Origin of the sequence: Pelobacter propionicus DSM 2379 (assembly GCF_000015045.1) — a bacterium.
In the GTDB taxonomy this organism is placed as follows: Bacteria; Desulfobacterota; Desulfuromonadia; order Geobacterales; family Pseudopelobacteraceae; genus Pseudopelobacter; species Pseudopelobacter propionicus.
Genome location: NC_008609.1, coordinates 2,258,254 through 2,276,341, shown reverse-complemented (window position 1 = coordinate 2,276,341; position 18,088 = coordinate 2,258,254). Strand labels below are relative to the sequence as shown.

General features: G+C 52.5%; 17 protein-coding genes. 16 read left to right on the top strand and 1 reads right to left on the bottom strand.

Annotated elements, in window-relative coordinates; all coding sequences use genetic code 11:
• Positions 1-32 precede the first annotated feature (32 nt).
• Positions 33-497: a dUTP diphosphatase gene (gene dut / locus PPRO_RS10500; protein ID WP_011735990.1), complete on the bottom strand. Its 465-nt coding sequence runs from the start codon at positions 495-497 to the stop codon at positions 33-35.
• A 514-nt stretch (positions 498-1,011) separates the two neighbouring features.
• Here dut and PPRO_RS10495 point away from each other — a divergent pair.
• From PPRO_RS10495 to PPRO_RS10425, 16 genes are all read left to right on the top strand, one after another.
• Positions 1,012-2,115: an aminopeptidase gene (locus tag PPRO_RS10495; protein ID WP_011735989.1), complete on the top strand. Its 1,104-nt coding sequence runs from the start codon at positions 1,012-1,014 to the stop codon at positions 2,113-2,115.
• A gap of 12 nt (positions 2,116-2,127) precedes the next feature.
• On the top strand, positions 2,128-2,631 hold the full coding sequence (locus PPRO_RS10490) for a hypothetical protein (RefSeq protein WP_011735988.1): 504 nt from the start codon (positions 2,128-2,130) through the stop codon (positions 2,629-2,631).
• A 10-nt stretch (positions 2,632-2,641) separates the two neighbouring features.
• Positions 2,642-3,532 (top strand): ATP-binding protein, encoded by an 891-nt coding sequence (locus tag PPRO_RS10485; RefSeq protein WP_011735987.1) that lies wholly within the window; start codon positions 2,642-2,644, stop codon positions 3,530-3,532.
• Positions 3,529-4,377, top strand: coding sequence for an HDOD domain-containing protein (locus PPRO_RS10480; protein ID WP_011735986.1), 849 nt, complete (start codon positions 3,529-3,531; stop codon positions 4,375-4,377). Before PPRO_RS10485 ends, PPRO_RS10480 begins: the two co-directional genes overlap by 4 nt.
• Before the next feature lie 39 nt (positions 4,378-4,416).
• Complete coding sequence (locus PPRO_RS10475) at positions 4,417-5,274, top strand: decaprenyl-phosphate phosphoribosyltransferase (protein WP_011735985.1); 858 nt, start codon at positions 4,417-4,419, stop codon at positions 5,272-5,274.
• Positions 5,271-6,173, top strand: a complete 903-nt coding sequence (locus PPRO_RS10470) for a glycosyltransferase family 2 protein (protein ID WP_011735984.1) — start codon at positions 5,271-5,273, stop codon at positions 6,171-6,173. Before PPRO_RS10475 ends, PPRO_RS10470 begins: the two co-directional genes overlap by 4 nt.
• Positions 6,166-7,002 carry an ABC transporter permease gene (locus PPRO_RS10465; protein WP_011735983.1) on the top strand — a complete coding sequence of 279 codons (837 nt, stop codon included), beginning with the start codon at positions 6,166-6,168 and terminating at the stop codon, positions 7,000-7,002. Before PPRO_RS10470 ends, PPRO_RS10465 begins: the two co-directional genes overlap by 8 nt.
• Positions 7,003-7,220: 218 nt before the next feature.
• Positions 7,221-7,604 carry a GxxExxY protein gene (locus PPRO_RS10460; protein ID WP_041532738.1) on the top strand — a complete coding sequence of 128 codons (384 nt, stop codon included), beginning with the start codon at positions 7,221-7,223 and terminating at the stop codon, positions 7,602-7,604.
• A 159-nt stretch (positions 7,605-7,763) separates the two neighbouring features.
• The gene (locus PPRO_RS10455) at positions 7,764-9,077 is read left to right on the top strand and encodes an ABC transporter ATP-binding protein (RefSeq protein WP_011735981.1); all 1,314 of its coding nucleotides are present in this window, start codon (positions 7,764-7,766) and stop codon (positions 9,075-9,077) included.
• Between the two features lie 26 nt (positions 9,078-9,103).
• Positions 9,104-10,801 (top strand): class I SAM-dependent methyltransferase, encoded by a 1,698-nt coding sequence (locus PPRO_RS10450; RefSeq protein ID WP_011735980.1) that lies wholly within the window; start codon positions 9,104-9,106, stop codon positions 10,799-10,801.
• A gap of 4 nt (positions 10,802-10,805) precedes the next feature.
• Positions 10,806-11,897 (top strand): glycoside hydrolase family 99-like domain-containing protein, encoded by a 1,092-nt coding sequence (locus PPRO_RS20185; protein WP_011735979.1) that lies wholly within the window; start codon positions 10,806-10,808, stop codon positions 11,895-11,897.
• A gap of 2 nt (positions 11,898-11,899) precedes the next feature.
• A complete protein-coding gene (locus PPRO_RS20180; protein WP_011735978.1) occupies positions 11,900-12,808 on the top strand; it encodes a glycosyltransferase family 2 protein in 909 nt (302 codons plus the stop codon).
• Positions 12,805-14,022, top strand: a complete 1,218-nt coding sequence (locus PPRO_RS10445; RefSeq protein ID WP_011735977.1) for a glycosyltransferase — start codon at positions 12,805-12,807, stop codon at positions 14,020-14,022. The genes PPRO_RS20180 and PPRO_RS10445 overlap by 4 nt, the downstream gene beginning before the upstream one ends.
• Entirely contained in the window at positions 14,000-15,469 is a 1,470-nt protein-coding gene (locus PPRO_RS20175; RefSeq protein WP_011735976.1) for a glycosyltransferase family 2 protein, read from the top strand. Before PPRO_RS10445 ends, PPRO_RS20175 begins: the two co-directional genes overlap by 23 nt.
• Positions 15,470-16,828, top strand: coding sequence for a protoporphyrinogen/coproporphyrinogen oxidase (locus PPRO_RS10430; RefSeq protein WP_011735975.1), 1,359 nt, complete (start codon positions 15,470-15,472; stop codon positions 16,826-16,828). It abuts the gene before it with no gap.
• Complete coding sequence (locus tag PPRO_RS10425; protein WP_232286637.1) at positions 16,825-17,949, top strand: glycosyltransferase family 9 protein; 1,125 nt, start codon at positions 16,825-16,827, stop codon at positions 17,947-17,949. The genes PPRO_RS10430 and PPRO_RS10425 overlap by 4 nt, the downstream gene beginning before the upstream one ends.
• The last annotated feature ends 139 nt before the right edge of the window (positions 17,950-18,088 follow it).

The window sequence follows — 18,088 nt, the reverse complement described above, 5'->3', positions numbered from 1 at the left end:
TTTCACGACAGCATCCCCCTGTGGCTATCCCCTCAGATTTTTCCCGTATGGCCGAATCCCCCTGCTCCCCGTTCACTCTCCCTGCTGAACGACTCGACCAGGTTCAGGGTGACCTGGACCACCGGCATGAACATCATCTGGCAGATGCGCTCACCCGGTTCGATGGTGTAGGGCGCCTCTCCCCGGTTGTGGATGCCGATCCCTATCTCCCCCTGGTAGTCGGAATCGATGACGCCCACCGTATTTGCCAGCACGATGCCATGTTTGATCCCCAGGCCTGAACGGGGCACGATCAGCGCCACCAGGCCGGGGTCGTGGATGGCGATGGCTATGCCGCTGGGGATTAGGGCTGTTTCTCCCGGTTGAACGGTACGCGGCCCCTCCAGGCAGGCGCGCAGGTCCATGGCAGCCGCGCCATCGGTGGCGTAGCAGGGGAGCGGTATCTTCGAGCCCATCAGGGGATTCATGATTTTGGTTTCAATTTTGTGTCTGTTCATGTAAATTCCAATGCTTACAGGTTGGATTGGACCGCCATGGTAGCAGAGAAGTGCCTGTCCGGAAACCGGAATCTTGCGCTGAAACAGCACAACCATTCGGCAAGGCTCCAACCGAGAACCATTTCTTCAGCTGTTACGGGGCTGGAGGTATACCCAATGCGGTTCGTCTGGTTTTCAGCAGGCCCTTGCGCTCCCCGTGCGTTTTGATGGTATCCCCTGTAGCTGTTTTGTCCCTGTAATATGCAGTAATGTGCACTATGCTGAAAAGTTATCCGAAAACAAGACATCTTTGATTGCTCTCAAGTAGTTCCGTTTTACGGTTCCCTTTGCGTCTTCGCCGCTTTGCGGGAGAATGATTTTGTGTCACGCCCGCTCGCGCTGCTCGCTTAAGACGCCAAGGCGCAAAGAAAAACAAATCACAAATCGCGCGACAAAAAAAGAGCGGGCCGGAAGCGGAGGGTGGTGTTCCTTTGCTTCGCCGGTACGCCTCCCTGTCGCGGAAAGGGTGCAATGTATGAAGGATCCCCGTGTACAACGGTTTGCGGAAATACTGGTGGATTATTCCACCAGAGTGGGGAAGGGAGATGTGGTGCTGATCAACGCCGCCGGCCTGGAGGCGACCCCGCTGGTCAAGGAGATCTACCAACTCTGCCTGGAGCGCGGCGCCAGCTATGTGGAATACGGCTTCAGCGTGCCGGAGATCGACCGCACCTTCTACAACCTGGCAAACCAGCAGCAGTTGGCGCACTTCCCCCAGCACAAGCTGGACTTCTACAAGACCCTGACGGTCTACATCGGCATCGCAGCCGGCGAGAACTCCATGGTCATGGCCAATGCCCGCCAGGAGGCAATCGTGACCTACCAGAAGGTCACCAAACCGCTCATCGATCAGCGCGTCAAGCACACCCGCTGGGTGGTGACCCGCTACCCGACCCATGCCGCGGCCCAGGAGGCCAGGATGAGTCTGGAGGAGTACGAGGAGTATCTCTTCTCCGCCTGCTGCATCGACTGGGAGCAGGAGTCCCGCAAGCAGGAGAAGCTCAAGAAGCTGATGGACGGAACCTCGCGGGTGCGCATCACTGCCCCGGATACGGATCTCAGCTTCAGCATCGGCGGGATGCCGGGGGTCAAATGCGATGGACGTTTCAATATGCCCGACGGCGAGGTCTTCACGGCCCCGGTCAGGGAATCGGTTGAAGGTCACATAACCTACAACTGCCCCAGCATCTATCAGGGCAAGGAGTTCAATGCCGTGCGCTTCGAGTTCTCCAGGGGAAGAATCGTGGCGGCATCCGCCGCTGGAGGAATGAGTGACGCCTTGAACAAAATCCTGGATACGGACGATGGCGCCCGCTACATCGGCGAGTTTGCCCTGGGGATCAACCCTGGTATCCGTACCCCCATGCGCAACATCCTCTTTGACGAGAAGATCTTCGGCTCGATCCATCTCACCCCGGGGCAGGCCTACGACGAGTGCGACAACGGCAACCGTTCCGCCGTGCACTGGGACCTGGTCAAGGTACTGACCGACGGCGGTGAAATCTGGTTTGATGATGTACTGATTCAGAAGAACGGGCTGTTCGTTCTTGACGCGCTGCTGGAACTGAACCCGGCCTGACAGGGGGGCACCATGATGGAACCGACCTTTCCCGAAGTCGAATTCGAACATGAAGACTTCGACTTTGACACCATGGACCAGGAACTGCGGGTGAACGAACGCTGCCAGTCACTGCTGGAGAGCTTTTATCACTACCTGCTTGCCAGGGGGGACGACCCGCAGGCTGCCTCCGATCTGGCCTACTGCGCCGACCACTATCTGCGCGATTATCTGATTGATTTTGGCCGCCAGAACGTGGTGCGTCCTGTTCCGGGAGTGGTCAGGCGCTTTGCGGCCACCTGGTTCATCACCCGCACCCTGGAGCCGGAGATGGTCGTTCTGGAGCGCCACCTGAAGGCAATTTGCGAACTGTACGGCTTTCTGCGCCAGCAGCACTTCATCTCCCGGGAAGAATTGGCCTGGCTGGAAGAGGAAGCCTCCCGGACGGAGTACTATCGCCACCGCCTGGAGAGCTTCCTGGCCCTCAGGGGGGACGGCTATGAGGAGTGGGAGGCCGAGTGTCCGCTCAAGGAATGAATGGATCGTTATGACGAATAGTTCTGTGGATAGAGTTGAGGTGCTGCTCGAAAAGATCGAGCGGCTTGTGGACCGTCTGGCTCCTGAACCGGTTGGTGCCCCTGATTTCGAGCGCTATCTCGCCTTCCGCTGGGAACGGAGCGGCGAGGGGGGCAGCCTGGCACCGTTGAGCAATCCCCACCTCTTTGACCTGGATGAACTGGTGGGCATCGACTCTATCCGTGACGATGTGCTGCGCAACACGAACCAGTTCGTGTCGGGGCTTCCCGCCAACAATGTCCTCTTGTGGGGTGAGCGTGGATGCGGTAAGTCATCGCTGGTCAAGGGGCTGCTCAAACCCTTCGCACCGCGGGGGCTGCGCATCGTGGAGTTGAAACGCTGGGATATCATGTCCCTGCCGCGCATCGTCTCCCTGTTACGTGATGCGCGCTTCCGTTTTATCCTCTTCTGCGACGACCTCTCCTTTGACGAGGGGGAGGGGGATTTTCGCGCTCTCAAGACCCTGCTGGACGGCGATATCGAGGAACGTCCATCCAACGTCCTGATCTATGCCACCTCCAACCGGCGCCACCTGATGCCGGAGAAGGTGCGCGACACCAGGTGGGACGACGAGATTCACCCCGAAGAGGCCGTGGGTGAGCGACTGGCGCTGGCTGACCGCTTCGGACTCTCCTTCGGCTTCTACAGCTTTGACCAGAACGAGTATCTGGCCGTGGTGCGACGCTACGCCGCCCTGCGCGACATTCAGCTGTCGGATGAGGTGTTGTGCGATAAAGCGCTGAAATGGTGCATGTATACGGCAAAAAGAAGCGGGCGTTCGGCGCGGCAGTTCATCGATGACCTAGAAGGTCGCCTGCGGCTGTCGGTTAATGAAGCCAGTGGAGGAGAGCATACCCCATGACAACGGCGCTGATTTCCGAAAACATGAGAAAGCTGCTGGCTTCCCAGCCGATCGAGTTGCCGGTCTTTCATCCCGTTGCGCTCAAGCTCCAGAGCATGCTCACGGACAGCGATTTCACGGTGGACGGCGTGGCTGCCGTGGCCAACGAGGATCCGGCCCTGGCCAGTCAGATGCTCAAGATGGCCAACTCCCCCATGTACATGGGACGAACCAGGGTGGCGACCATCAGGGAGGTCGTTATCCGCCTGGGCGCGCAGCAGGTAATCAACATCGCCATCGCCGTCTCCCAGGCAGCCGCCCATGTTTCCGCCGATCCGCTGCTGAACCGCTTCATGAAGTCGCTCTGGCAGCACAGCCATGGAGCCGCCCTGGGGGCGCGCTGGTTGACCCAGAGCTGCGGGATGCGCGGTGCGGTGGACGAGAGTTACCTGGCCGCCCTGCTGCACGACATCGGCAAGCTGTACCTTTTGAAGGCCATCGAGCGCCTGAGGGGCGCCGGCGTCATTCAGTCGCTGGATGATGAGCTGATCTGCCTAATTTTCGATGAAATGCATGTGGAACAGGGGCTGCGTCTGGTGCAGCACTGGAACTTTCCGGCCATGTATTGCGATGTCATCCGCTTTCACCACGCGGCGGAGTGGGACGGGATCAACAAGATGCTGGCGGTCGTGCGTCTCGTCAATCTGGCCTGCCACCGGGTGGGGTTGGGGCTCAGGCATGAGCCGGACCTGGATCTCATGGCAACGGAGGAGGCGGAAATCCTGGATCTGGAAGAATCGCGGATCGCTGAACTGCTGGTGTTCCTGGATACTGTCAGGACGGCGGAAGGCGAGGACTGTCCGTGAACGAAAAACACTTCCTGATCGGGAGAAACGGATGAATCCGTGGTAAGTTTTTCCTCCTCCTGCCAGTTGCTGCGTCCACGGCAATGGCTGAAGAACCTGATGCTGTTCTTCCCCCCCTTTCTGGGAGGAGTGCTGCTCCAGTCGGGCATGGCGCTCAGGGGCCTGCGCCCCTTCGCGGCATTCTGTCTGGCATCCAGCGCCATCTATATCCTCAACGACCTGTGCGACAGGGTAAACGACGGTCAGCATCCCAAGAAGCGTCTGCGCCCACTCCCCTCGGGCCGGGTGTCGTCACGAACGGCCTCGCTGCTTTCCGTTGCCTGCGTCATGGGCTCAGCCCTTGCCGCCTGGGGCTCTTCCGCCGTCTTTCTCTACTACCTGGTGGCCTATTTCGTTGTCTCCACCGCCTACAGCCTGTTTCTCAAGGACATCGCGCTGGTGGACATCTTCTGCATCTCGGCCGGTTTTTTGTTCCGACTTCTGGCCGGCGGCGCGGTGTTCGGCGTTGCAATCTCCGAATGGCTCTTCCTGAGTGTCTTCCTCCTCTCCATCTTCCTCAGTACCGGCAAGCGGCTGGGTGAGAAACGGCACCTGGGTGCTCTGGCCGAGCAGCACCGCAAGGTCCTGGTGGCCTATCCAAAGGGATTTCTGGAGGGGGCCATGTACATGACCGGCGGCTCGGTCCTGGTGACCTATACCCTGTACGCTCTTACCCGCTCATCGGGTCTCGTGCTCCATACCGTGCCGCTCTGCTGTTTCGGACTTTTGCGCCACATGCTCAGAATCCAGTCCGGCGCCGATGGCGACCCGACGGAATCGCTGACCAGGGATCTGCCACTGTTTGTGGTGGGACTGCTCTGGCTGGCCATGGTGGGGTGGGGGATCTACGGAGCATGAGAAGGGCGCTACTGAAAAAGCTGGATGCGTTGTTCCCCTTTGACAAGCGGGGCGACTGCGCCGTTCCTCCGGAGCGGGACGGAATCAGGATCTCCTGCATCATCAATTTTTATGGCCGCCTGGACCTGCTGGCCGGAATACTGTATTCACTGGCCCAGCAGACCTTTCCACGGGAGCGCTTCGAGGTGGTTCTGGTGGAGGACCGGGGTGGGACGGACGAGGGGAGGCGTCTGGCCGATTCATTCAGCCGGGAGATGAACATCAACTATGTCTCTCTGGACCGCAATTTCGGCAGGATGGGCTATTCGCGTAACTTCGCCCTTACCCGTTCACGAGGACGGTATGTTCTCTTCCTGGATGACGATACGGTGATCATGCAGGAGGATTTCCTCAAGAAACTGGAGCTGGTGTTCGAAGAGAACAGAATGACCGATGCCATCGTCCCCCGCGGCAGGGCCGCATTTTCGCTTGTCCGCGACCGTTACGCCTTCCACGATCCCTTTTTCATGACCAGCCGCTGCTGCGCCTATCGCCGTTCCGTCCTGTCGGAACTGGCTGGATTCATGTCTGATTTCGTGGGGCAGGAGGATGTGGAGTTCGTGATCAGGTTTTTGCTTTCGGGGAAACACTCTCTCAATGCTCCGCAACTGGAGTACTTCCATCCGCCGCTGCTGGTTCCCAATCTGCGCAAGCCCCAGGCGGTGGGAAACTCATTCTACGGTCTCAGGAATCGCTATCCCCTGGCGATCTGGTTGCTGGTGATCCTCAATTGTTGTCGCCATGCGCCGCTCTACCTGCTTCCGGTCAGGCGTTTCCGTGAGATGGGACGCTTCGGCCTGGGATTTCTGATGGGAGTTGTCATGTCGCCGTTTAAAAGGGATGGATATCGCTATGGCTGAGATGATTGGGCGTGACGAGATCGTCATCAGGCCGGGCATGGGAGCGCTGCACTATTGGCGCGACATCTGGCGCTACCGGGAACTGTTCTATTTCCTGGCCTGGCGGGATATTCTTGTGCGCTACAAGCAGACCGCCATCGGCATTGCCTGGAGCGTGTTGCGCCCCCTGGCAACCATGCTGGTCTTCACCATCGTCTTTGGAAAACTGGCCAAACTCCCCTCCAACGGCGTTCCCTACCCGGTGATGGTTTTCAGCGCCATGCTCCCCTGGCAGTTCTTCGCCAACTCCCTGACCGAGAGCAGCAATTCACTGATCGACAATGCAAATCTGTTGACAAAGGTCTATTTCCCCCGCCTGATCGTGCCGGCCGGTTCGGTGATCGTCAGCCTGGTGGACTTTCTGATCTCTTTCGTTATCCTCTGCTGTCTGATGGCGTGGTACCGCGTCATCCCCGATCTGAAGCTGTTGCTGCTGCCGCTGTTCCTGGCCATGGCCTTCCTGGCATCCTTCGGCGCCGGACTATGGCTTTCCGCCCTGAACGTGCAGTACCGGGACTTCCGCTACGTTGTCCCCTTTCTGGTGCAGTTCGGCCTCTACATCTCGCCGGTGGGCTTCTCCAGCTCCATCGTGCCGGAAGAGTGGCGCTTCTTCTACTTCCTCAACCCCATGGTGGGGGTGATCGACGGCTTCCGCTGGGTACTTCTTGGGGACGCCTTCCCGGTGAACTGGCCCGGCCTGTGCCTCTCCGCCGCGTTGACGCTTCTCATGTTTGCGGGAGGACTGTGGTACTTCAGGAATATGGAACGCTCCTTTGCCGATGTGGTATAAGGGCAAAACCCGCCTCCCGCAAAGCCGCGAAGGCGCAAAGGGAACCGAGAAGCCAAAATGTTTGAGAGAAAGAGTCTTATTTTTCGGTTGGTTACGGTCTGTTGTTTGTTCTTCTTTGCGCCTTAGCGTCTTAGGCGAGCGGCGCGAGCGGGCGTGAGATTATTTGTATTTTTCCGTAAAGCCGAGAAGATAAAGTTGTTTGGACAGACGTGTTTATGATGAACGAAAATAAGATTGCTGAAATCATTGTAGATTCCTGTTACAAGATTCACACCACGCTCGGCCCAGGCCTTCTGGAATCAGTCTATGAATCTGTTTTGACCCACGAACTGCAACAGCGAGGTTTGTTCGTTGCACGGCAGAAGGCGTTGCCAATTATATACGATGGCATGGTGCTTGACGAAGGGTTCAGGGCTGATCTGGTGGTTGAAGACCTCGTGATAGTTGAACTGAAATCAGTTGAAACGATTGCGCCGGTCCATAAGAAACAGTTGAATACCTATCTGAAATTATCGGGGAAGAGGCTTGGTTTGCTGGTCAACTTCGGCGCCAATCTCATCAAGGATGGAATTACCCGCATAGCCAATGGTATGCCGTCATGAAAAACAATCTCCCGCAAAGCCGCAAAGGGAACCGTAAAACTGAAATATTTGTGAACAAATAAAGATGTCTTGTTTTCCAGTTTGCTACCATTTGCTGTTTGATTCTCTTTGCGCCTTAGCGTCTTGAGCGAGCGGCGCGAGCGGGCGTGAGATAAAAGTATGTCAACTGTCATTACCGTTGAAAATCTCGGCAAGAAGTACACCCTGCGGCACCAGTCCAGCCAGCAACCGTATGTTGCGCTGCGTGATGTTTTGACTGATAGCGTCAAAAATGCCGGCCGTAAGTTTTCCTCTCTCTTTTTCCGATCCCCGGTCCCTGGTCCCCAGTCCCCGACTTCAGAAGATTTTTGGGCTCTCAAAGACGTCTCCTTCGAGGTCAAGCAGGGGGACCGCATCGGAATCATCGGCCGCAATGGCGCCGGAAAATCAACTCTGCTCAAGATTCTCAGCCGCATCATCGAGCCGACCTCCGGCAGTGTGCGGATCAAGGGGCGTGTGGCCAGCCTGCTGGAGGTCGGGACCGGTTTTCATCCTGAACTCACCGGGCGGGAAAATATCTTTCTTAATGGCGCGATACTCGGGATGCATCGGGCCGAGATCAAGAAAAAGTTCGATGAGATCGTGGATTTTGCCGAAATAGAGAAGTTTCTGGATACCCCGGTGAAACGTTATTCATCCGGGATGTACGTTCGCTTAGCCTTCGCCGTAGCGGCGCATCTGGAACCGGAGATACTGGTTGTTGATGAAGTGTTGGCAGTGGGGGATGCACAGTTTCAGAAGAAATGTCTGGGGAAGATGGAGGATGTGTCGGCGAATGAAGGGCGGACGGTGTTGTTTGTCAGTCATAATATGGCGGCGATAAGCTCATTGTGCAGCAGTGGAGTATTATTGGAAAGGGGAACAATCTTGACGCAGGGGTATGTAGAGGATTGTGTCAAGCTCTACCATACTCGGATGGAAGAGGTCAGTGTTGCAACCAAACGCGACAGTATTCCTGGCAGGCCTGACCCCAGTCTTAGACTTGAAGATGCCTATCTGCTCGATAAGAATGATAACTCTGTAAAGGCTATATCACTGTCTGATCCCTTGAAAATTTGCCTTCGTTATCAGTTCAAAACTGCCATAAGAGGGTTGATTGTGCACTTGGGAGTTTACAACAGTGTTGAAACCGGAGTCCTCCGCTTCGAATCTTCAGTTTTTGAGGAGTTGCCAGCATATGGCGTAATTACATGCCAATGCAATAGCATCAGGCTCGTTCCAGGTCGCTACAAAGTTAACATCTGCTTCTTGCGCGGTAGTGAAGTGCTGGAATATATCCCCAATGCACTTTATTTTGATGTGTACGTTTCAGATTACTTCGGGAACGGAAAACTTCCAGATTTTCGCCTATGTGAGGTGTTAGTTCCACACGAGTGGGTAGTTAAAAAGATTGATGACGAAGCAAGTCGAGGCAAAGAGGTGGGCTGCGATTAGACCTCATTGCGAAACAGCAGACGAAAATGAAATTTAAGCTCAAAGATTTTAATAATGATGCAAAATTCAATGTTTCCGCTCTACCCCAAAGAGATGCATTTCTTTATTCTGATGGGGCGGATGTGGAGAAGAGAATTTATGAAGTATTGGTCCAAGCGACTGATCGGACCTGCTTTTCGAGAGAATTGGCATCACAAATAATCGATTGGCCCAGTGAATATCATTTTTCTTCATTGCGTCATAATCTGCTTCGTCACGTTACATTTACTTCTTCTGATAATGTACTGGAGTTAGGGTGTGGTTGTGGCGCCATTACAAGGCAATTAGGCGAAAGTGGCGCAAACGTAACAGCGGTGGAGGGTAATTTCGACAGGGCAAAGTGTGCTGCAGCACGTTGCGAAGATTTAAACAATGTAGAGGTGTTTTGTTCCAACTTTCAGGATATAGCTTTTCAAAAACAATATGACTATGTCACCATGATCGGAGTTTTTGAGTATTGCTCGATGTATTTCAAAGGTGATGATCCCGTCCCACAGTGCCTTGATATAGTAAAGTCCGCGCTTAAACCTGGCGGAAAACTCATTCTCGCAATAGAGAACCGGCTCGGACTCAAATATTTCGCGGGCATCGAAGAAGACCATGTGGGAATACCATATTACGGCATACAAGATTTCTATAAGCCTAATACCGTGGCAACTTACGGAAAGGTTGAGCTCTCTAATCTCCTTTCAGATAACGGTTTTTGCTCCATTGAGTACCAATATCCATTTCCAGACTACAAGATTCCGAAAGTGGTCTTCATGGAAAGTGCTTTCAAAAACCCCCTATTCAGGCCTGCCGAGATTATACGGCAGCTTAACTCTAGAGCTTATTCTAAAAAAACGACACACCAATTTTCTGAAAACCTGGTCTGGCCGGTTTTAGAAGCAAATAAGCTGATCCCGGATTTTTCCAATTCATTTCTTGTCTTTGCAGGTACTGAAAATGAAAAGCCTGCAACTTCAAATATACTTGCAATCTATTATACCGTTGACAGGGCTGCAGAATATAATGTCAGGACCGAGTTTGTCGAAGACGGCGCTGAAAACATCCTTGTCAGAAAGGCTCCTATCATTGAAAAGCCTGGAGCGGACCAGGTTATTATTCATCAGTGTATTGAGGACTGCTACTATCCTGGAAGGCACCTTGATGCTGAAATACGCAAGGTCATATACGAAGATGACTTGGACGGCTATATTAAAAAAATTCAGCAATGGATTGAGTTTGTCATCAGCGACGGTATTAAAAGCGCAAACAGTGAAGATATTTACAGTTCCCTGCTATTGCCTGAATTTATCGACTGCATACCGATTAACCTGATCACATCACCCGAAGGCCTCGTCTATATTGACAGAGAGTGGCGTTTTATGGCTGACTTTTCATTGACGACTCTGCTTTTGCGGTATCTCGACCGGGAAAGCAATGCTGCATTCATCAATAAGCACATAAGGGGGCAAGAACGCCCTTGTGGCAGATTGTTACACTATCTCGGGATTCCCTTTAATGACAGGATTTATATGGATTACAGGAGAGTAAACGATATTATCTCGAAATTGGTTTACCTCGAAAAAGCTCCAGATTTTTCTCGTCAAGAAGACATTTCGGTTATGAAGAAAATTGATTCATATTTCCATCTGCTGATTCAAAAAATTAGCAACTGGTTTTGCTTGTCAGCGAGAGGGTAGTTGCGTGTCAACAAAAGCGAGGCTGATAGCTTTTTACCTACCCCAATTTCATCCGATCCCAGAAAATAATGCATGGTGGGGAACCGGTTTCACCGAATGGACAAATGTCAGCAAAGCGCGCCCGTTGTTCAAGGGACATTACCAACCGCATTTGCCGGCTGATCTGGGCTTTTATGATCTGCGTCTCCCGGAGGCCAGAATAGCCCAAGCTGAACTGGCCCGAGAATATGGCATTCACGGTTTCTGTTACTACCACTACTGGTTTAATGGTCGGAGGATTCTTGAAAGGCCATTTACCGAGGTGCTTGCTTCAGGCAATCCTGATTTTCCCTTCTGTCTCTGCTGGGCCAACGAAAACTGGACACGGACCTGGGATGGCGGGGCCGATAACATCCTGCTCCGTCAGCGATACAGCGACGAAGATGATCTCGCACATATACATTCTCTCTTGCCCGCTCTGAGAGATTCCCGCTACATACGCATCAAAGGAAAAGCGCTGATACTCGTTTATCGCACTGAAATACTACCCGATCCGAAACGAACCGTTGACATCTGGCGCTCCGAGGCATGTAAGGCGGGGGCTGGAGATTTGTATCTGGTAAGGGTTGAAAGTTTTACGAGTGGGATGGAACCCGCTTCAATTGGATTTGACGCCGCCGTTGAGTTTGCACCCGACTGGCATAATAAAGGGAATATCACGCAACGGGGGCTTTTTAGTAAATTAATGACTTACCTAGGGCTCAAATCAATGAATTGCCTGAAACACCAAATTTATGAATATAGTTCGCTTGTTGATGCCATGCTTGGCAAGGAACTTCCTACCTACCCATTCTACCGATGTGTCTGCCCTTCATTTGACAACAGCCCCCGTCGCAAGACTGATTCAGTGGTTTTTCACAATTCAACACCTGAACTCTATTTCCGGTGGCTTAATGAGGTTGTTGAATGGACATCCTGCAACCATTCGCCCGAAGAACGATTGGTATTTGTAAATGCCTGGAACGAATGGGGAGAGGGAAATCATCTGGAACCTGATCTTCGTTGGGGTAAACAATATCTCGAAAAGACCAGACAAGCAATTAATCGGTGTAACTGAACATGTCCAGGTCCACATTAACTGCTGGAGAAAATTATCTGGTCTATATTGTTATTCTTAACTGGAATGGTTTAGAAGATACGTCGGAATGCCTGAAGTCATGCCGGGAACTTACATACTCAAATTTTCGGATCGTTGTTGTCGACAACGCATCAAATGGTAACGAAGCAGATGAACTGGCAGCCCGTTTCTCCGATATTGAGCTGATTAAACTTGATTCCAACCTGGGGTATGCAGGTGGCAATAATGCCGGAATCCGTCATGCTTTGAATCAGGGGGCTGATTCAGTCTGGCTTCTCAACAACGACACTGTTGTGGAATCGAGTACCTTGGGGGCGCTGGTTCATGAACTTTATGCGTCCGATAATGTTGGTTGCGTCGGTTCAAAGATTTACTATTTCGACCGGCCAGATATTCTCTGGTTCGCCGGTGGCTTTGTAGACCGGGCGCGAGGTCTTGCGGGACATACCGGTCAGAATGAACGTGATATTGGCCAACACGATGTCATGAAAGATGTCGGATATATAACTGGTTGTAGCTTATTAATAAGTCGGGAGATACTCACAACAGTTGGAATGCTGGACGAGGACTTTTTTCTGTTGTTCGAGGATACTGACTTCTGTTCCAGGGTGCAGATGGCAGGGTATTTCACACGATACGTACCAGAATCCAAGTTGTGGCATAAGGTGTCTCGAAGTATAGGCAATAATTCCTTACGATATGAATATTATATTTATCGTAACTCTTTGCTGTTTGTGGAAAAACTAGGTTTGTCTACACGAAGTCCTATTTGTGAGAGGGTTTGCATGCTTATACGTGGTCTTATACATGACCGGAGCATACGCTTGGCTTGGTCCCGTACGAAAGGAATATATCACTATCTCATCAAACGGCGGGGTGCCTTAGTTTGACGGGTAATGATAGGTCATTGCTTATAATCTATCCCTGGGGTGTTGATTCGGTTATAGAAAAGAATATTGGCGCCGGATTACGTGTCGGTCTTCTAGCCGATTTCTTACAGGAAAACGGTTTCAGGATAACGGTGGCGAGTGTAGGCCGAACGGAAAGGGAATTTGAGCGAAATGGTATACATTTTCGTGAGTTTCGATTCCCGTCTACTTTTGTCCTCTTAACCTTATATGCGGCATTGATTCTTTTTACCCGGTGCCTGGGATGGCAAGGGCTTCATGCTTGGATTTACTATACCTTTTTTCAATATGATAGACGCTTTGCCCGTTTGATGAAAGAGGAGATGGCTAAAGCTGGAATAATCTTACTCGAGTATCCCTTCTGGGCAAAATTGATTCATGACTTTAAAATACGAACCATTTTGACCGACCACGACATTATTGCTGAATCATGGACTAAGTGTGGATGCAGATGGCTGAATAATTTTCTGTATAAGATACTTCTAAACAAGGAACTTTCGTCATTCGAGTCAGCCGGGCGGGTGGTTTTTGTTGCTGAAAGTGACAGGAAATTTTTTGTTGATCAAGGATTGAAGTCAGAACATACAGCGGTGATTACGAATCCAATTAAAGTATCGTTTGATACTATTAAGTGTAGCTGTGCTCCACAATTGAATTATAGTTTTCGAGGATTTGAATTCCATATCGGAGCTCTATTCGTGGGAAGTGGCTGGTTTCCAAATCGCGAGGCAGCCCAAGCCATTGCCACTACAATTGCTCTTGATTGCCCATATGTGACTTTTTTTATAGCTGGTGAATGTTCCACATGGGTGAAGAACGCCCCTAGCAATGTGCGGCTACTGGGCGTACTTTCTGCAGAGGAACTTTCAATACTGTATCGAATGATCACGTTTGCTTTGATTCCCGTTACATGGGGCACTGGTTCGTCATTAAAGACCGTTGAGGCAATGGCGTATGGGAAGGTCATTATCACTACTCCTGTAGGGGTCCGCGGTTTGGCGTTTGAACATGGTGTACACGGAATGCTCTGCGATGAAATAAGTGAGTTTCCTAGACAGATTAGCCAATTGACAAGAAATTCTACCCAGCGAAATCAGCTTGAAAGCGGCGCTCGCTCTCTAGCAAAAAAATACGACTACCGCACCATATTTATGCGGTATCTGGAAATTATCGATGAACTGTCAATTAAATCCTGACAATATACGGTCTTTGGATCTGTTGCCGAGTGTCGGCATCGTCATCGTGAGTTGGAACAAGAAAGTGGATTTGCTGAAGTTACTTGATCAGATCGAATCCCTTAATTATTCTGCTGCAGCGGTGGTAGTTGTCGATAATGCTTCCGATGATGGTTCTGCAGATGAGGTAAAGAGTAGACACCCAAAAGTGACTCTAATTGTTAATGAAACCAATCTTGGCGGGACAGGTGGTTTCAATACAGGCCTTGATTACTGTCGAGTGCAAGGCTTTGATTATATGTGGTTGTTGGACAACGATGCGAGAATTACCCCGGATGCCCTTATTCATTTGGTCAGAGTTGCAGAAGGAGATCCGACGATTGGAGTGGTTGGCTCGAAGATTCTCAATGCTGAAGAACCGGCGTATATTGTTAAGCTTGGCGCTACAATCGATTGGCCAAGGGGACTTGTACGTTCGAAAAGTCAGAATGTCAGGAATTTTGAAAGTGCTAGTGAATTAAATGATGTTGACTATGTACCGTTTTGTTCAGCATTAATCCGGCGCAGTTGTTTTCAGGCAACAGGACGACTTGATGAACGCTTTTTTTTGTACTGGGATGATACCGATTATTGTCTTCGCTCGAAAAGACATGGTTATAAAACAGTAGTAGCCACAAATTCGATAGTATATCACCCTTCTTTTACAGAAAAGAGTCGCGATTACAGCTATTACCTCATAAGGAATACTTTTTTATTCTTTGCAAAACATGTGAAGCCTATACCGCAAATACTCTCGTTTATTAATATATTGAACAGGTTTATAAAAAACTTGCTGTTTGCCCGACTTATTGGGGATGCTAAAGGTGCATCAGTCCTTTTTCGAGGACTCACTGATTTTGTATGTCTAAGATTTGGAAAATATGTTCCTGGTGCATCACCATATACTGAAGATTTTTTGCAATCTCTGCTGTCGAATAATGATCTGAAAGGAAGCAGCTATCTTATAACTTTCGAAGGATCAGCTGATGCTATGAAGCTTGCATTTGAACTACTCCCGAAGAATACGAAACAGAGAATAACTATTCTCATACCGTATTCGCGTTCAGATTTATATTCAGATTATCATGCTAATATTATGATTCTTGATGACCGGGTCAATAATCTGTTTCTCGAATATATAAGGGTCTTCTTGAAAATTGTTACTGAACGATTCGACACGGTCGTTACAACGCACAGAAGTATGTCACCTTTCGCGTTTGCCGCTTCAAGAACCTATTTTTTCGATTTTTCGTCAAGAGCATTCAGAAAAGTACCTATCAGCAGAGGGAAGCTGCCTTTGTTGATCTTATCTATACTTTCGAGCTATCTAGTAACCGTTATTATCTTGCCATTCTTCTGGGGTGTGGGAGTTTTCCTTTTTAGACAACAATGCAACGTGCCAATTACCAGTGTTGACAGGAAGTTCTGAATGACCATCCTTATCCTTGGCGCCGGGCCCTGCGGCCTCGGCGCCGCATACCACCTCAACAAACTCGGCCGGACCGACTGGCGCATTTTCGAGCGCAACACTCACGTCGGCGGTCTCTCCGCCTCGTTTCAAGATGGCACTGGTTTCACTTGGGACATCGGCGGTCATGTGCTCTTCTCCCATTACGACTACTTCGACCGGGCGGTGGAGAAGGCGCTGGGGGACGACTACTACAGCCATCTGCGGGAGTGCCGCATACGCATCCTGAATGGCTGGGTGCCGTACCCCTTCCAGAACAACATCCGTCATCTCCCCCCCGATGCCCTGCGGGCATGCCTCGACGGCCTCCGGGCCATGCGTTTGAATCCCGCCGATACCAACAATTTCAGGGAATGGATGGACGCGGTCTTCGGTGAGGGAATCGTCCGCTACTTCATGGAACCGTATAATAAAAAGGTCTGGGGAGTACCGCTGGAGAACATGGGGAGGGAGTGGCTGGGCGAGCGGGTCAGTGTTGTCGATCTGGCCCGGATCGAGAAGAATATCGCGGAACAGCGGGACGATGTGAACTGGGGGCCGAACAACCGCTTCAAGTTCCCCAGGTACGGAGGGACCGGCGCCATATTCGAAGGGATCGCGAAACCGTTACGGGAGCGCATTTCATGCGAGCATGAGGTTGCGGTCGTCGACCTGGAGGCGAAGATGGTCACCTTTACCAACGGCCTAACGGAGCGCTATGACATCCTGATCAACACCACTCCCCTGGACGCCTTTATCGGGAAGTGCGTTTCAGTTCCAGAGGCGGTGCGCGACGCCACCCAAAAACTGGTGCACAGCGGCGGACTGATCGTCGGTCTCGGCTTTAGGGGCAAGCGGGTCGATTCCAAGTGCTGGATGTACTTCCCCGAATCCGATTCTCCCTTCTACCGTGTGACAAACTTCTTCAACTATTCACCACATAACGTCCCCAATGGCGACATTGACAACTATTTCTCCCTGATGTGCGAGACCACCTACTCGCCCCACAAGCCGGTGGACAAGGAGACGATCATCGAGGAGACGATCCAGGGGCTGATCAACAGCGGCATGATAGCCGAAGAGGATCGGGGCCGGATCGTCAGCAGCTACCTGATGGACATTCCCTACTCCTACCCGGTGCCGACCCTGGGGCGGGACCGGGCGCTGGCCGTGATTCAGCCCTGGCTTGAAAACAGGGGAGTCTATTCCCGTGGTCGCTTCGGTGCCTGGAAGTACGAGGTGGGCAACATGGATCATTCCTTCATGCAGGGGGTGGAGGTGGTGGAGCGGTTGCTGAATGGTGGAGCCGAACCGACACTCAATGGAAGTACCCGCGGGTGAACCGGGTTCGGCTGCTCAAGGGGATTGATGCTGTCGTGGGGCGCGCGGTTGCCTGCGTTGCCTCACGTATGCCGATTTCAACATCACAGCCGGGATCGATCGTCTCCATCCTCCTCATCCGCCCCGGCGGCATCGGCGATGCCGTGCTGCTGATGCCCGCCATAATCGCGCTCAAGCAGAAATTCCCCCAAGCAAGTATCACCGTCCTGGCCGAACGGCGCAACGCCGCCACCTTTGCCCTCTGCCCGGAGGTTGACCGTGTCCTGCACTACGATATGCCCTCGGAACTACTCTCCGCGATTCGCGGACGCTATGACCTGGTGATCGACAGTGAACAGTGGCATCGCCTCTCGGCGGTGGTGGCCCGTCTCTGCCGGCCGAAGCTGCTGATCGGCTTCGCTACCAACGAGCGGCGGCGTCTCTTCAGCCATGGCGTCTCCTACTCCCACGACGACTACGAGGTGACCAGTTTTCTCAGGTTGCTGGAACCGCTGGGGATCACTGGGGGAAAGGTCGAGGCACCATTTCTGACCGTACCGGCAGCGGCAATGGAGGAGGCGGATGCCCTGCTGGCCCCCCTCGGCGGACAGCCATTCGTGGTCATCTTTCCCGGTGCCAGCATTCCCGAACGGCGCTGGGGGGCTGAGCGGTACAGTCGGGTGGCAGAAGCGCTGAACGACGAGGGCTATCCTGTCGTGGTGGTGGGCGGAAATGGCGACAGGGAGCAGGGTGAGCTGATCGTTGCCGCTGGAAGGGGGCTGAACCTGGCCGGCCGGACGTCCCTGGCCGAAACCGCCGCGGTTCTCGCCAGGAGCAGTCTGCTGGTGAGCGGCGATTCCGGGGTGCTGCATCTGGCCGTGGGGTTGGGGGTGCGGACCGTCTCCCTGTTCGGGCCGGGGAGGGCGCTGAAATGGGCGCCACGGGGAGGGGGGCACGTGGTACTCAACCGGAACCTGGCCTGTTCACCCTGCACCACCTTCGGCACCACGCCGCCATGCCCCAGCGGTGCGCGCTGCATGCGGGAGATCACGGTTGAGCAGGTGCTGCACCAGATAAACGCCTTCCTCACGCCCGCTCGCCATGCTCGCTCAAGACGCCAAGGCGCAAAGGAAAACAAATAACAAATCGTAACCAACGGTAAAACAAGACATTATGGTTTCTCTCAAGTAGTTCCGTTTTCCGGTTCTCTTTGCGTCTTTGCGGGAGAACGATTTTATGTCACGCCCGCTCGCTATGCTCGCTCAAGATGCGAAGACGCAA